This is a genomic window from Mesorhizobium sp. M0496 (assembly GCF_040321205.1).
Lineage (GTDB): Bacteria > Pseudomonadota > Alphaproteobacteria > Rhizobiales > Rhizobiaceae > Mesorhizobium.
Genome location: NZ_JAMYRC010000013.1, coordinates 1 through 15,077 on the forward strand (window position 1 = coordinate 1; position 15,077 = coordinate 15,077).

Here is a 15,077-nt window from a genome sequence, read left to right on the forward strand (position 1 = left end):
CGAGGAACGATCGATCATGCCTTTGCTGCCCTCGGCCTTGTAGCGCTCGACCCAGCGCGCCACGATCTTGGCCGACACGCCGTAGACGCGCGCCGCATCGGCTTGGGAAAGACGCCCCTCAATGACCGACAGCGCCATCTCCTCTCGACGCAGCGGCGTGAGACGGGCATTCTTGTGGATGTTCATTCGGACCCTCCGGTGAGTGCTGCAGCTTGGTAACTCCAGTCTCCTCGGTCCGGTCCGAATGGACAACCCTCTGAAAGCTCACAACTAGGCGAGCAGGCTTCTGAATGGCAGCAACGCGCGGATACTGTTGAAAAAGTCCGACGCACTGCAAAGTCCCCGATGGTAGAATCCCGTTCTACCCGGCGCATTGCATGGAATCAGGATTCACTTTTGGAGTCTTCGTGGAACGCCACTCTACGCAAATGCCATGGGCAACCGCGACCCGGACTTTTTCAACAGTATCCGCCCGAGGCGGACGTACATCTTCCATAACGCGAACGGCACGGCCGTTGAGAGCGGCGTTGTTCAAAGGCGAGCGCTGGGGCGAGGCTATGCGAGGGAGCGCTCTTTCGATGCGCAACCTTGAACGGCTTCCTTCACGGGTTTAGCGGGCTGTCGCAGGCCACATAAATGGCCGTCACTTGGCGACAATGGTATCGATCCAAGCACGCGTCTGTTCCAGCACTTCATCCGAAAACGTTGGGTCGTCGATCGCCCGGGCGAGGATCACTGCCCCCACCATCGCCGCAAAGCTTCCGATCGCCGCACGGCGTCTGTCTGCCGCATCCAGCTTCGGGAGCGCCTTGCCAATATGGTCGATCTGCGATCGAAGGCCCTCTGTCATGGCTGAGCGGGCAGCCGGGGTCTGATGGCGGACAGCCGCGGCAAGACCCGCCGTCGGACAGCCGCCGGCGGCGTTGTCGCGATGACGGGGCGAAAGATAGGACGCCACATAAGCGCGAAGATCGCTCCCTCCACCTGAGTCCGCGGCGAGGACGTGGGCAAGGGTCTGCGCGATCAGGTCGTCCTTCGAACTGAAATGGCCATAGAAGCCGCCATGGGTGAGCCCGGCGGCCTTCATCACTTCCGCCACGCTGACCGCGTCGAACCCCTTCTCGCGAAACAGCCGGCTGGCCGCATCCAATATCCGGTGACGGTTCTCCGCCATCTGCTCTCGGCTGACCTTCATTTCAAAATTCTCCACAGTCCCCGTTGACATTTACATGATGCTCATCATATTTAGCCGCAATCATGATGATCGTCATGAATATAGGTTCCATTAGAGAAAAGAGCAATGCCATGACCACCATTCCATCAGTCCTCATCACCGGCGCCTCCACGGGCATCGGAGCTTCCTATGCCGACCGGTTCGCCCGCCGCGGACACGACCTCGTGTTGGTTGCCCGTGACGTGGCACGAATGGAGGCACTGGGAGTCCGGCTCCGTCAGGAAACTGGCGTTGCGATCGACATCATCCAGGCTGATCTTACGCAGCCTGCCGAGCTTGCAACGGTAGAGACGCGGCTGCGCGACGACGCCCGCATCGGAATCCTCGTCAACAACGCCGGAACGGCCATCGGCGGAAGCTTCGTCGAACAGAGCACCGATGACGTGGCGCGGCTCGTTGCGCTCAACACGACCGCACTTCTGCGGCTTGCCAGCGCCATCGCCCCGCGACTTGCGAAGGCGGGTGCAGGGGCGATCATCAACATCGGTTCCGTGGTCGGGCTGGCGCCGGAGTTCGGCATGACGGTCTACGGCGCAACCAAAGCCTTCGTGCTGTTTCTGTCGCAGGGGCTCAGCCTCGAGCTTGAGCCGAAGGGCGTCTACGTCCAGGCCGTGCTTCCCGCCACGACGCGAACCGAGATCTGGGGCCACGTCGGGGCCGACATCAACACGCTCTCCAACGTCATGGAGGTGGACGATCTGGTTGACGCGGCGCTGGTCGGCTTCGACCGCCGCGAACCGGTGACCATCCCGCCACTCCCCGATGCCGGTCAGTGGGACGCGCTTCAGGCCGCGCGCCAGGCCATGCTTCCGAACTATCGGAACGAAATTCCCGCCGAGCGGTACCGCACGGTCGCCTGAGCACCAACGAATCCATTTGATAACGACCTCGTCGCGGCGGGGACAAACAAGGTGACCTATGACCAACAAAGCACTTTTTGAGCCTTATTCTCTCGGCTCGCTGACGCTCTCCAATCGTATCGTCATGGCGCCCCTCACGCGCAATCGCGCTGGCCCGGGCTTCGTTCCGGGCGATCTTGCCGCCGTGTATTACGGCCAGCGGGCCTCCGCCGGCCTGCTGATCTCCGAGGCCACGCAGATTTCGCGGCAGGGACAAGGTTACCAAGACACGCCCGGCATCTACTCCCAGGCTCAGATCGACGGCTGGCGCAAGGTCACGACAGCCGTGCACGCCAAGGGCGGGCGTATCTTCCTGCAGCTCTGGCATGTTGGTCGCGTCTCGCACGTCGATCTGCAGGAGAACGGCGCCGCGCCCGTGGCGCCCTCGGCAATCCGGGCCGCGACCAAGACGTTCGTGAACAACGGTTTTGTCGAGGTTTCGGAGCCCCGTGCGCTGGCGCTCGACGAGCTTGCGGGGATCGTCAACGATTTCCGGCAAGCAGCCGCGAACGCCATTGAGGCCGGCTTCGATGGCGTCGAGATTCATGGCGCCAACGGCTATCTGCTGGATCAGTTCGCCAAGGACGGTGCCAATGTCCGCACGGATGCTTATGGCGGATCGGTCGAGAACCGCGCCCGGCTGATGCTGGAGGTTGCGACTGCGGTGGTCGAGGAGATCGGCGCAGAGCGTACCGGCATCCGGATTTCGCCCGTCTCGCCCGCCAACGGCGTCTCGAGCAGCGCCCCCCAGGCACAGTTCGACTATATCGTCGATCAACTCGACGCTTTGGGCATCGTCTATATCCATGTCGTAGAGGGCGCTACGGGCGGATCGCGCGATGTCGCGCCGTTCGACTTCGGATCGCTCCGTGGTCGCTTCAACAACACCTATATCGCCAATAACGGCTATGGCCTCGAACTCGCGGCGTCGCGGCTCGCCGAGGGCAAGGCGGACCTGTTCGCCTTCGGGCGCCCGTTCATCGCCAATCCCGACCTTGTGGAACGGCTGAAGACGCGCACGCCGCTGACGGAGTTCAACTCGGCGACGCTCTATGGCGGCGGCTCCGCCGGGTACACCGACTATCCCGCCATCGCAGCCGCAAGCCGCCCCTGACCCTTCGATAGATGCATCGCTTGGATTGGCGATCCCCGCACTGATGTCGGCCTTGCCAATATTGTAGCTTGACCACGCGGTATTTGAAGCGGTTCACTGGAAGCTGGCGACCTCTGTTGCTATTTTGACTCCATGTTGATCGGGCTGGAACAGACTAGGCGAGAACTGCACGCCGGTTCATATGAATGGTCGGGAGGCGCGTCCACGTTTCTCAGGGCCGGTCCTGGTGAAGGTGCGTTCCATTTCGAGCGCGTGACCGTGGGCGTGGTGCTGGCGCCGCTTAGAAGCCATCATGCTGCTTATGGGAATGACCGCCGCCGGGCCTTGCCATTGCTGCCGGGCCAAGGCTGGGTTTTCCCCGCCGGCTTCGAGGGCTGGTGCCGGTGGGATGAGCCGAACGACTTCCTCAATGTCGAGATCGACGACGATCTCCTCATGGATGCAGGGATGCCAGCACCGTCCTTAGTGCCTCAGTCAGGTACGATCGATGCGTTGGTGACTCAACTCGCCGTCAGCCTTCACGCTGCAGGAAATGCCGCGCCTCGGCTGTATCGCGACGCTTTGGCTGTCGCACTCGCAGCGCAGCTCACGCGTGTCGCGGGCCAGCCTGCAGGCGATCCGCCTGCGGCAGAGCCGCGTATTCTGCGGGCGCTCGACTATATCGAGGCGCATCTTGCGGATGACATTTCGCTCGATGACCTGGCGGCGATAGCGGTGATGAGCCGGTTCCACTTCGCGCGCGCATTTCGCGATGCCGTTGGCGTGCCGCCACATGCCTTTGTCGTTTCCCGCCGGATCGAGCGGGCGAAGGATCTGTTGCGCTCAACCCGACTCCCGATCGCCGAGGTTGCATGGCGGGTCGGTTATTCCAATCCGGCAAAGTTCGCGGCGCAGTTCCGCAAGCTCGTGGGCGAGAGACCGGGAGCATGGCGCGGGCACTAAAGGGCAAGATCGGATCGGGAAAGCGCAAGGACGGGCGCTGACGAGCGGACGTCATGACGCGATGCTGGAGGAAATCCTGTCCTGAGGAGGCTTTTCCCATGTCCGTGCTCTCGTCGTTTATCGCCGCGGCGGCTTCGATGTTTTTTGCCGGAGCTGCGCTTGGCGCTGAGGTTCAGACCCGCAAGGTTTCCTTTGACAATGAAGGGGTCACCCTGATCGGCACACTTTATCTGCCCGCCGATTACCGGCCCGGCGAGAAGCGCCCCGGCGTGCTGGTGACCGGCGCCTGGACATCGGTCAAGGAGCAGATGTCCGGCCTCTATGCCCGAGAAATGGCAGAACGCGGCTACGTGTCCCTTGCCTTCGACTTCCGCGGCTGGGGTGAGTCCGGCGGGACTGCCAGGTTCATGGAAGACCCTGCGGCCAAGACGTCAGATATTGTTGCTGCCGGCCGTTTCATGGCGAGTTTGCCTGATGTCGACACGGCCAAGATCGCGGGCCTCGGTATCTGCGCCTCAGCCGGCTACATGGCGCAGGCCGCATCAGCCAATGCGAACTTCGCCAGTGTGGCGCTGGTGGCTCCCTGGCTGCATGACGCCCGCATCGTCGAACAGGTCTATGGCGGTCCAGAAGGTGTGGCCGCACTGATTGCGACATCGCGAGAGGCCGAGGCCGCTGAGCGCAAGGGCCGACCCCGGATCATCGTCGCCGCGAGCATGAGCGACCGGACGTCGCTGATGTACCAGATACCCTATTACACGGAGAGTAACCGGGGCCTCATCCCGGCCTATGACAACAAGTTCAACCTGGCCTCTTGGGAACCGTGGCTGACCTACGACTCCGTGGCCGTCGGTGCGCAGCTCGACAAGCCCACGCTCATCGTCCACTCGGAAGCCGCAGCGATCCCGCAGGGTGCGCATGCTTTCTTCGCGCTTCTTGAGGGCGACCGGTCCGAACTCTGGCTGGACGACGTCCCCCAGTTCGACTTCTACGACAAGCCCGAGAACGTGACGCGGGCCGCCGATGCAGCTGCCGCGCATTTCATCCGAATCAATAGTGGCTCTTGATACAGAGCTATCCTGGTGCCAGGCGGCCAGCGTCCTCGTCGTCGATCCACCGTGGCTGGAGCAATATCGGCAGCCCTCGCGAGATCAACCAATTCTACACAGACGTTCCACCTCAAAGACGATGAAGCAACCAACTTCCTCACGAACCAGTCCGACGCCTTCTACTGGGCCTACCTTGCACCAAAGCCACTGCTCGGGCGGCTGGCGGATCGACGGATGGTAACGAAACGGCTTGCATGCAAACAAAAAGGATATTTCCATGGAACCTAATCATTCAAACCCGGCAGAGACGCGGCCCACCGGAACCACCGGCCAAAAATGTCGTGGGATGAAGGCAGCGTTGCTCGGCGCCGCACTGCTCACAGTCGCTGGCGCTCAGATGTCCTTTGCTTCGCCCGCCGACGAAGCCCGCATAGCCAGTGTAATCTCTGCCGTCGCCGTTTACGCCGATAATCGCGATTTCCGCCCTCTCGAACGCTTCTTCGCACCGGAAACGACGATCGATTACACGTCCTTGTGGGGTGGCGAGCCGTAGCGCTTTGCGCCCTCGGCGTTGATGGATGCCTGGGCCGACCTGCTGCCGGGTTTCGACGCCACGCGTCATGAGCTTTCCGATATCCAGGTCGAGATCGGCGATGGCGCGGCAACGGCACAAGCCAGTGTCCGCGCAACGCACTGGCTGGGCGATCGCATGTGGGTCGTGGCCGGATCTTACGAATACGCACTTATCCGCACCGGCAACGGCTGGCAGCTCTCGCGGATGACCCTTCACTTGGCCGAGGAAAGCGGCGATCGCACCCTCGTCGAAGAGGCTGCAGCCAAGGTCGCGCGAGCCAAGTGATTGCCGAGACTATCGCCCACGGCCATTGGTCTGCGTCGTGCTCCGCACGACGTCGAGGAATGCCTTCAGCACCGGTGAGGGCTGCTCGCGCCGATAGATGATGGAGGTGTCGATAGCCAGGTTTCGGCCCCGAATTGGGCGATAGACCACGCCGGATCGCCGCAGGTTCCGAAGACAGGCCGGCAACAGTGAGACACCAAGCCCGACAGACACAAGGCCGATGATCGTCTGCTTGGGCGTTGCTTCTCGTACGATCCTTGGGCTGAAACCCGACGACCGGCACAGCCCGACGATCTCGTCATAGAGGGATGGATTGATGCCGCGCGGAAATTGAATCAGAGCCTCTGGTGCCAAGTCCGCTAGCGCCACCTCGGCTTCCGAGGCCAGCCGATGCGTTTCCGGCAAGGCTACGATCAAAGGTTCGACCAATATGCTTTCGACCTGCAGAGCGTTGTGAACAATAGGCGGATGAACAAAGCCGATATCAAGTTGGCCTTCAGACACGAGTTTGATCTGGTTGGGAATACGCAGATCCGTCAGGCTCAGCTCGACCTCTGGATAAGCTTCAACGAAGCGCTGAACGATTGCGGGCACGACACTGTAGATCGCCGCATCGATGAACCCGACGGACAGATGGCCGGTTTCACCGCGATCGGCTTTGCGGGCAAGTTCCACCGCTTGCCCCGTCTGATGAAGCACTGCCCGCGCCTCGTCGAGAAACACACGGCCGGCAGCAGTCAGTTCGACCTTGCGCTTGGTGCGATCGAGTAGGCGCACGCCGATGGCCTGCTCCAGCTGCTGGATCTGCTTTGTCAGAGGGGGTTGGGAGATGTGCAGGCGAATCGCGGCGCGCCCGAAATGCAGTTCTTCCGCTACAGCCACGAAGGACTGCATAAGTTTGTGGTCCATGCTTAATTTCCAAGATCGAATTACTGCGACTCCAATCGATATTGGACTGAAAATATTGGAGCCTGCAAAGTCTGAAAAGCCGCAAAAACAAGGAGGCAGGATTTTGAAGAATTCCGAGATTTCACGCCGCCAGATGCTCAAGGTACCGCTTGCCGGGGCGGCGATCGCCGCGGCTTCTCAATCCGGACTTGTCTGCGAGGCACTTGCACAGCCGGTTCCAGCTTCGTCGCCGGCGCCGCCCGGCGCCTTCGCCCATAATGTCGAAGCGGTTGGCTATACCGATCTCGATCATCGCCCGGCCTTCAAGATGGCGATCAGACAGGTAGGCGAGCGATGGTATCTTTATACGGGGCACTTCTGGCACTCCGGATGGAGCATCATCGACGTGACCGATCCTGCAAAGCCGGAGGTCGTCAAATTCGTGCCTTATCCCGGCACGAACACTTGGACCCTGCAGATCGATTTGTCCGGCGACACGATGGTGACCGCACTCGAAAAGCCGTTCGCGAATTTCGGCGGAGATCCCGATGCGTCGTTCGGCGAAGGGGTTCTGATCTGGGACATCGCCGATCCCGTCAATCCGAAACAACTTAGCCACTACCGCACCGGCGGAAACGGCACACACCGCAATCTCTATCCGGGCGGGCGCTACGTTCACCTTGCCGCCGGCATGCCGGGATACAAAGGCAACATCTACGTCATTCTCGACATATCGGACCGCTCCAATCCGCGCGAAGCCGGACGTTGGTGGGTGCCCGGCCAGCATGAGACCGGCGGCGAGAGCTTCGCGGCTGCCGAACCCGCCGCCGATCAGGAGACCTCTGATCGCCACCAATTGCAACTGAAGCCGCAATGCATGTGCGGCGCCTTCTGCGCCAGCACGGGCGCGGATGTCTCGCTGCACGGCCCGCCCTATGTCACCGGCGATCTCGTCTATTTGCCTTATGGAGCGGCCGGCATAATTGTGCTCGACATCAGCGACGTCTCCCGGCCGAGGCAGGTCGGCGGCCTAAGCTTCAGCCCTCCCTTCCACTCGCGTTTTGGCGTGCATGGCGTGCTGCCGATCCCCGAGCGCGGCATTGCCTTCGCCAATTCGGAGAACGTCACCTATGGACGTGGTCCGATGCATCACGCGTCGATCGTCGACATTTCAGATCCGAGCGAGCCCTTTCTACTGTCGCTGTTGCCTGAACCCGTGCCGCCCGAAGGCGCTCCCTATTCGGATTTCACAACGCGTGGCGGCTGGCGCGGGCCGCACAACATCAACCACCATCAGCATCATCCCGATGTCCAGAAGCAGGGCGATCTGTTCTACATCGCGCACTTCAATGCTGGGCTTAGGATCTATGACGTTTCGAACACCCGGCTTCCGCGTGAGGTCGGCTATTTCATCCCGCCGGAACCCACCCGGCGCTATGGGCCGATGCCCGAGGACAAACTGGTCCTGCAGACCGAAGACGTCGTCGTGGATCGTCGCGGCTTCATCCATATCAGCGACAAGAACCAGGGGCTCTGGATACTCCGCTACACGGGGCCGAAACCCGATAGTGCTGGACCATGAAGGTGCCTTTCCGATTCAACGGCCGAGGGTTTGGCAAACGCGGAAGCCGGCACCTCTCCTCTACGTGCGAAATGATTTCGAGCTCACAGCCCGAAATTCGGCCGCGGACTGGCTTAATGCGGCTCCTGCCGCATGATCGTCAACGGTGAGATCACGGCATCCTGCGTGGCTCTTTTTGAAGATGTCGCCGGCAAATCGGTCGAGACGCTTAGCCTCGACCGCGTCAAGGCCAGCCGGGCGGAGGAGAGGGTGCTACTGGCCATCTGCGCCTATCCTGCGTCCGAGGAAGGAGATCGCCTCGCAAAGGCCCGATATCTTTTACAGATCGAGGCGCGCGGCGAACTCGACCTGTCAGAGCAATTGCAGGCTATTCTCCATTCGTCGATGTCGAAGGGATGAGGCCGGCCGCTGCGTGGCCGACCAGCTACTAAATGTATGGAAGGCGCCCAATGCCAGCCATTCATGCGGTCGCATCCATTCAGCAAAAGCTGACATCGCCAAACGGCGGCCAGTCAACCTGGAAAGATCGTGAAACCGCCATCGACACGGAGGACCTGACCGTTGATGAAGCGTGCGCGGGGGCCGGCGAGGAAGGCCACTGCCTCGGCGATCTCTTCCGGCTCGGCATAGCGGTTCAGCGATTTCCTGCTCGAATCCATGCGCTCCGGATCGACCACGCGGGTCGCCTGGAAGCGTGCCGTCTTGGTGGCGCCGGGGCTGACCGCATTGATGCGCACGCCGTCGTCGATCAGTTCCTTGGCCAGGCAGCGCGTGTAATGCACGACCGCGGCCTTCAATGTCGAGTAGACGACCTCGGGCGAGCAGCCGAGATGTGCTGCCGCCGACGCGATGTTGATGACGGAGCCGCCGCCGCGCTGCTTCATGGGCGGCACGAAGGCCTGGCAGACCAGCATCGTGCCGATCAGATTGTTCTCGGTGAGCACGCGGATGTCCTCGAGTTCGATGTCGAGGGCGTTGTTCGGGTTCGGCTTGCCGCCCTTGGCGCCGATGTCGCCGCCGGCACAATTGACCAGCACATGCACGTCGCCGAGATCGGCCTCGATCTTGCGCTTCATCTCGGCCACCGCCTTCTGGTCGCCGATGTTGCCGGTCACCGACGTGACCTTCGTTCCATGCCGCTTCAGGCGCTCGACCACCTCGCCGAGATTGGCGAACTCGCCGTATTTGGCCGGCGCTGTTTCGTCCATGTCGTGGATCGCGACATTGGCGCCGAGTTCCGCCAGGCGCTCGGCCATCACGCGACCGAGGCCACGGCCGGAGCCGGTGACGAAGGCGGTCAATCCATCGAGTTCACGTGTCGTCATCAGGTCGTCTCCACTTTCATCAAACCAAGGTTGCGCATTTTGGCGGCGCTGCGCCGGATCATGTCGAGCTCATAGGAAACCAGGGAACGGTCGTCTTCGCGCTCCCAAGGGGTGCGGTAGTCGGCATCGTCGGGCAGCCGATTGCGCTACGCCGCGCGCAGGCAGCAAATTCACGCGCCGTCTTCTGTGGATAGCCGTGCCACCAGTCGTCGCTGAGATACCGGACATGCCGCGCCTCCAATGCGCCCGGTTCGAGAACGGCGGTCATGCGATCGTGGTGTTGGCCGAGAACTGCCAACAGCTCGGCAAACGGCACCGCGCCGTCGCCGATGGCACAACGGATCAGCCGGTAGCCTTCGGTCGTGAACTGCACGCGGTAATCCTTGAGGTGGACATGGCGGACATAAGGAGCGATCGCCCTAGTAAAATCGAGCGGCGCTTCGCCGACCGGGAAGGTGTTGCCGGTGTCGAAGGTGACGCCGACGCCTTCGCCGCCGAGCGCGCAGAAATCGACGAGTTCCTGGCTGGTGAAGTCCTGGTGGTTTTCGATCGCAAGGACATGGCTTTCGGCAATCGCGCGGGGACCCCATTCCTTCAATCTCGATCGAATGATGCCGGCGAACTCGTTCCATTTCTCGCCGGCGGCGTTGCGGTCGCCACAGAGAACCGGCGTCAGCGCGGTTCGGATGACTTTGACCCTCAGCAGGCGTGCGGCCCGAAATGCCTCGTCGAGTGGTTCGCCCACCAGAAGGCCGCCGCTGACGATCGGCGTGATGCCAAGGCCGGCGAGCCGTTCCCGCAGCGCGATCACCGCCTCGTCGGAAAGCTCGCTCAGCCATGGCACCCAGATCTCCAGCACCCGCGCGCCGAGTTCGGTCGCCAGCGCGATGAAACCTTCCAGCCCTGCCGGCTTGGGATTGGCGCGTGGCGTGCCGCGGGCCTGGAGGCCGAGATGATAGGTCAGACCGTAGGGGTTCAGGCCGACCTGGAGCATGGAGCGATCCTTTGATTGGGGTTTTGCGGTCATCGCAGGCCGGCATCCACGGTGATCGACTGCTTGGTGATCATGCGGCTGTCGTCGGCGGCGAGGAACAACACCGTGCGCGCGATCTCCTCGCCGAGCAGAACCCGGCGGATCATCTGACGCTGTACGGCCTGGTCGACCGACGCCTGCGTCTTGTACCAAAGCTGCCGTTGCCGGTCGGTGATGACGGCACCCGGCTCGATGGCGTTGACGCGGATGTTGTCGGGGCCAAACGCCCGCGCCAGCGCGAATGTCAACCCGACCACTGCAGCCTTGGCCGTCGCATAGGGCGCCATCTCGGCTGCGCCGAAACGCCAGGCGATCGAGGAAAAATTGACGATCGAACCAAAGCCTAGCTCCTGCATGTGCGGATGCACGGCCTGGGCGGCAAAGAAGTGGTGCCTGAGGTTCACGTCCTGGGCGTGGTCCCAGTACGCCTGCGTCACGTCGGCGACCGGGTGGCGATTGTCGTCGGCGGCGTTGTTGACCAGCACCGCGACCGGTCCGAGGCGGTCGCGCACCGTGCCGATCGCAGCCTGGAGGGCAGGAATATCGGTCACGTCGCAGCGTATGAACAGTGGCGCGTGCGGCACCGTGGCGGCGAGTTCGCGCGCCAACGCCTCGCCGGCCTCCTGCTGCAGATCGAAAAAGGCGACGCGCGCGCCATTGGCGGCGAAGGCGCGGACCGTGTCGGCGCCGATACCCGACGCGCCGCCGGTGATCAGCACGACACGCTCAGTCAGGCTCGGATAGGTGGCAAAGGACAATGCGGAGCTCTTTCAGATCAGGTCAGATCAGGCGTTGGGTCGTCGGGTCGAACAGGCACGCACGCGCCATGTCGATGCCGAGCGTCACCGTCTCACCCATCCGTGGCGTGCCGTCGGGGTCGAAACGACCGGTGATCTCCTTGGTGCCCAGGCGCAGAACGGCCATGGTTTCCGCACCTGTCGGCTCGACCAGTTCGACCACGGCATCGATTTGCGCGATGCTTGGCTTGCGGCGCGCAAGATCGAGATCAAACCGGTAGATGTGCTCCGGCCGGATGCCGAGCACGAGCTGTCGCGGCGTATTGGAGGCAAGCGTCTGGACGATCGGCAGGCTGGCCGCCTTGCCGTCGGCGGCCTGCAAGACAACAGTGGGGCGGCCGCCTTCTTCGCTCAGTTCGGCCGGCAGAAAATTCATCGCCGGCGAGCCCATGAAGCCGGCGACGAACATGTTGGCCGGGCGGTTGTAGATCGTGGCCGGCTCATCGAATTGCTGGACCTCGCCCTGATGCATCACGGCAATGCGCGATGCCAGCGTCATTGCCTCAACCTGATCATGGGTGACGTAAACAGTCGTCTTGCCGACGCGGTGATGCAGCTTCTTGATTTCGGTACGCATGTCGACGCGCAGCTTGGCGTCGAGATTGGAGAGCGGCTCGTCGAACAGGAACAGTTTCGGATCACGCACCAGCGCCCGGCCCATCGCGACGCGCTGGCGCTGGCCGCCCGAAAGCTGTCCGGGCTTGCGCCCAAGCAGCGGTTCGATCTGCAGGAAAGCGGCAACCCGCTTGACGGCCTCGTCCTGCTGCGGCTTCGGTACGCGGCGGCTTTCCATGCCGAAGGTGATGTTCTCGCGCACCGTCATTGTCGGGTACAACGCGTAGGACTGGAACACCATGGCGATGTCGCGGTCCTTCGGCGCAACCGAATTGACCAGCCTTCCGTCGATGCGGATCTCGCCGGAGGTAACAGATTCCAGCCCGGCGATCATCGCCAGTAAGGTGGACTTGCCGCAGCCGGACGGTCCAACCAGCGCGATGAACTCGCCGTTCTGCGCCTCGAGATCGATGCCCTTCAGCACCTCGACCGCGCCGAAGTTCTTGCGCAGCGATCGGATGGTCAATGTCGACATGCGATGCCCTTCTTGACGGACGGGACGATTGTCGACATGAGACAGGCTCCGCTCACTTGATCGCGCCTCACTTGATTGCACCTTGGGTCAGGCCGCGGACGAAATACTTGCCGCCGAAGAGATAGATCAGCAGCGGCGGCAGCGCGCCGATCAGCACGGCGGCGCTCATGACATCGTAGGCGCGTACATTCGTGCCGCTTGCCGTCAGCGCGACGAGGGCGGCCGTGATCGGCTGTTGCTGCCCGGAGGTGAAGACGACGCCGAACAGATATTCGTTCCAGATGCCGGTGAACTGCCAGATCACCGTGACGCGCCGGGCTTTGTCCACGACGTGATGGCAACGACCTTCATTCTGTTTGTGACCGGGCCCGCATATTCTGTGCTAGGAGCCGATCTCAGACGCCTTGGCGTCGAATTCTGCAATACTGATATGCCGCATGCGGTGGTTCTGCCCGATGGCCGGCATCTCGTCATCCGGCGCGACCGGGATGTTAATGTCCAAGCTCTGGACACGCTCGCCTCGGGCGATGGCGCGAATTACCGTCGGGATATGGAAGGAATCGAGAAGGATGCGGCTTTGCTGTTCGGCCTTCTGGGCGGGCGCCTGTGGAGCTTCGCGACACTCAAGCTGCTGTTGACGGAAGCCTGGCGGCGCGGTCCACTCGGGCTCAAAGCCGTGCTTGGCAATGCATTGACACCGGCCCGTTCCTGGCTGGAGTCGAGCTATCGCTCCGATGTCGCCAGGGCTCTATGGGCCCCTTGGTCGCTTCATGCTGGTCTTGGTCCCGAGGATGCCTTTTCTGGCCAGATAGGCAAAGTGATCGGGTTCTCGCTGGAGGCTGGCGGCTCGCCGATCGTCAAGGGCGGGGCGGGCAAGCTGCTCGCCGCCTTCTCGAAACTGATCGCGGAGCGCGGCGGAACGATCAGGACGCAGTCCGACGCGGTGAGCGTGATCAGGACGGGAGGTCGCGCCACGGGAGTGCGCGTTGCTTCGGGCGCGGAGTTTTCCGCCGCGAAAGGCGTCATCTGCTCGATGACGCCGACCCAACTCTACGAAAGGCTACTTGGCGGCGTCCAAGTCACGAACGAGCCGAATGCCGTCGCGAACTATCGCCACGGCAAGGGCAATTTCCAGATGCATTACGCACTCGACCGGATGCCAGCCTGGAAGAACGCCGAACTGGCCCAGGCGGCGGTGGTGCATCTCACCGCCGGCATCGACGGGGTTTCCAAGGCTTGCAACGAAGCCCTGCGCGGTATGCTCCCGGACCTGCCGACGATCTGCGTTCAGCAACCGCATGCGCTTGACCCGTCGCGTTGCCCGCCGGGCAAGGCCATCTTGTGGCTGCAAATGCCGGAGGCGCCCCGCTTCGTCAAGGGCGATGCAGCCGGCTTGCTGGGTCCGCCGGAAGACGCACGGTGGACCGAGAGTTTGCGCGAGGCCTATGCCGATCGGGTCGAAGCCATGCTTGCGGCGCATATCGACGGATTCCAGGAATCGGTAATAGCACGTCGAGCCTATTCGCCCGCCGATATCGAGGCCATGAATATTAATCTGGTTGGCGGCGATCCCTACAGCGGTTCCTCCACCATCGACCAAGCGTTGCTGTGGCGGCCGTTCAAGCACAGCGTCAACCACAAGACCGATGTCGAAGGTCTTTATCTGATCGGAGCCTCGACCCATCCTGGATCCGGGCTGGGCGGCGGTTCCGGGTTCCTTCTCGCGCAGCATCTGGCGGGATGACACGTACGACCAGGACCTGCCCGCCACCTGCGGCCGGAATACGAGCAAGCAGCGAGCCGCTTGGGTGTCCCGAAGGACATCGACATTACTTCTGGTGCTTTGCCTGGAATTCGTCGTGGAAGATGACTTCATCGAAGCGCAGTTTGAGGCCGTGCTTGCCTAGAAGCTTCTCCACGATTTCGTCGAGCGTTTCGCGATGCGCTTTTGCGCGAGCCCGAGCATAGGCTTCCCGCACCTCTGGCGCTTCGTCGGCCAGGATGAGGTTCATCCGCTCGATGATGTGCCGCTTCAGGTTTATGTGCTCGATATAGACTTCGCGCACGCCAACGTCCGCAAGCCGGCCGAACAACTGGTCCAGCAGTTCCGGCTTCTCGGCGAAATGCGGTAGGAGCGGTCCGACAAAGGCGAAGGTTGGAATCCTCGCCTCATGCAGGGCGGCAAGGGCGTTGAGACGATGCGAGCTGCGGGGTGCCCGCACCTCGAGCCACGGCTGATCTTGTCATCGGTCGTGGTCACGGTCA

The 15,077-nt window shown here is 62.3% G+C and carries 17 protein-coding genes; 9 read left to right on the top strand and 8 right to left on the bottom strand.

From position 1 onward, the window contains the following. On the bottom strand, positions 1-186 hold a 186-nt coding region (locus NKI73_RS13845; protein WP_352630453.1), incomplete at its 3' end, for a helix-turn-helix domain-containing protein. A 457-nt stretch (positions 187-643) separates the two neighbouring features. Beyond that, positions 644-1,195 carry a TetR/AcrR family transcriptional regulator gene (locus NKI73_RS13850; protein ID WP_352630455.1) on the bottom strand — a complete coding sequence of 184 codons (552 nt, stop codon included), beginning with the start codon at positions 1,193-1,195 and terminating at the stop codon, positions 644-646. A gap of 110 nt (positions 1,196-1,305) precedes the next feature. On the opposite strand from NKI73_RS13850, the gene NKI73_RS13855 reads away from it, so the two are divergent. The 6 genes from NKI73_RS13855 (at position 1,306) to NKI73_RS13880 (ending at position 6,097) form a co-directional block, all read left to right on the top strand. Further along, positions 1,306-2,094, top strand: coding sequence for an SDR family NAD(P)-dependent oxidoreductase (locus tag NKI73_RS13855; RefSeq protein ID WP_352630457.1), 789 nt, complete (start codon positions 1,306-1,308; stop codon positions 2,092-2,094). A 58-nt stretch (positions 2,095-2,152) separates the two neighbouring features. After that, the gene (locus NKI73_RS13860; RefSeq protein ID WP_352630459.1) at positions 2,153-3,247 is read left to right on the top strand and encodes an alkene reductase; all 1,095 of its coding nucleotides are present in this window, start codon (positions 2,153-2,155) and stop codon (positions 3,245-3,247) included. Positions 3,248-3,379: 132 nt separating this feature from the next. Continuing rightward, on the top strand, positions 3,380-4,189 hold the full coding sequence (locus NKI73_RS13865) for an AraC family transcriptional regulator (RefSeq protein WP_352630461.1): 810 nt from the start codon (positions 3,380-3,382) through the stop codon (positions 4,187-4,189). A gap of 98 nt (positions 4,190-4,287) precedes the next feature. Further along, a complete protein-coding gene (locus tag NKI73_RS13870; RefSeq protein WP_352630463.1) occupies positions 4,288-5,256 on the top strand; it encodes an alpha/beta hydrolase in 969 nt (322 codons plus the stop codon). Between the two features lie 232 nt (positions 5,257-5,488). After that, positions 5,489-5,791 carry a hypothetical protein gene (locus tag NKI73_RS13875; RefSeq protein WP_352630465.1) on the top strand — a complete coding sequence of 101 codons (303 nt, stop codon included), beginning with the start codon at positions 5,489-5,491 and terminating at the stop codon, positions 5,789-5,791. 21 nt (positions 5,792-5,812) lie between these two features. Beyond that, the gene (locus tag NKI73_RS13880) at positions 5,813-6,097 is read left to right on the top strand and encodes a nuclear transport factor 2 family protein (RefSeq protein WP_352630468.1); all 285 of its coding nucleotides are present in this window, start codon (positions 5,813-5,815) and stop codon (positions 6,095-6,097) included. Between the two features lie 9 nt (positions 6,098-6,106). Here NKI73_RS13880 and NKI73_RS13885 read toward each other — a convergent pair whose 3' ends face one another. Next, positions 6,107-7,006 carry a LysR family transcriptional regulator gene (locus tag NKI73_RS13885; RefSeq protein WP_352630470.1) on the bottom strand — a complete coding sequence of 300 codons (900 nt, stop codon included), beginning with the start codon at positions 7,004-7,006 and terminating at the stop codon, positions 6,107-6,109. A gap of 103 nt (positions 7,007-7,109) precedes the next feature. On the opposite strand from NKI73_RS13885, the gene NKI73_RS13890 reads away from it, so the two are divergent. Continuing rightward, positions 7,110-8,567: an LVIVD repeat-containing protein gene (locus NKI73_RS13890; protein ID WP_352630472.1), complete on the top strand. Its 1,458-nt coding sequence runs from the start codon at positions 7,110-7,112 to the stop codon at positions 8,565-8,567. A gap of 132 nt (positions 8,568-8,699) precedes the next feature. Further along, positions 8,700-8,966 (top strand): hypothetical protein, encoded by a 267-nt coding sequence (locus NKI73_RS13895; RefSeq protein ID WP_352630474.1) that lies wholly within the window; start codon positions 8,700-8,702, stop codon positions 8,964-8,966. 113 nt (positions 8,967-9,079) lie between these two features. Here NKI73_RS13895 and NKI73_RS13900 read toward each other — a convergent pair whose 3' ends face one another. The 4 genes from NKI73_RS13900 to NKI73_RS13915 are packed head-to-tail and all read right to left on the bottom strand — an operon-like array spanning position 9,080 to position 12,812. Next, positions 9,080-9,892: an SDR family NAD(P)-dependent oxidoreductase gene (locus NKI73_RS13900; RefSeq protein WP_352630477.1), complete on the bottom strand. Its 813-nt coding sequence runs from the start codon at positions 9,890-9,892 to the stop codon at positions 9,080-9,082. Positions 9,893-9,950: 58 nt separating this feature from the next. Next, positions 9,951-10,886, bottom strand: coding sequence for a sugar phosphate isomerase/epimerase family protein (locus tag NKI73_RS13905; RefSeq protein WP_352630479.1), 936 nt, complete (start codon positions 10,884-10,886; stop codon positions 9,951-9,953). A 29-nt stretch (positions 10,887-10,915) separates the two neighbouring features. Beyond that, positions 10,916-11,683, bottom strand: a complete 768-nt coding sequence (locus NKI73_RS13910; protein ID WP_352630482.1) for an SDR family NAD(P)-dependent oxidoreductase — start codon at positions 11,681-11,683, stop codon at positions 10,916-10,918. Positions 11,684-11,705: 22 nt separating this feature from the next. Beyond that, the gene (locus NKI73_RS13915; RefSeq protein ID WP_352630484.1) at positions 11,706-12,812 is read right to left on the bottom strand and encodes an ABC transporter ATP-binding protein; all 1,107 of its coding nucleotides are present in this window, start codon (positions 12,810-12,812) and stop codon (positions 11,706-11,708) included. Between the two features lie 82 nt (positions 12,813-12,894). On the opposite strand from NKI73_RS13915, the gene NKI73_RS13920 reads away from it, so the two are divergent. Next, complete coding sequence (locus NKI73_RS13920) at positions 12,895-14,556, top strand: phytoene desaturase family protein (protein ID WP_352630487.1); 1,662 nt, start codon at positions 12,895-12,897, stop codon at positions 14,554-14,556. An 85-nt stretch (positions 14,557-14,641) separates the two neighbouring features. On the opposite strand, the gene NKI73_RS13925 is transcribed toward NKI73_RS13920, so the two are convergent. Next, positions 14,642-15,034 carry a hypothetical protein gene (locus tag NKI73_RS13925; protein WP_352630489.1) on the bottom strand — a complete coding sequence of 131 codons (393 nt, stop codon included), beginning with the start codon at positions 15,032-15,034 and terminating at the stop codon, positions 14,642-14,644. Between the last annotated feature and the right edge of the window lie 43 nt (positions 15,035-15,077).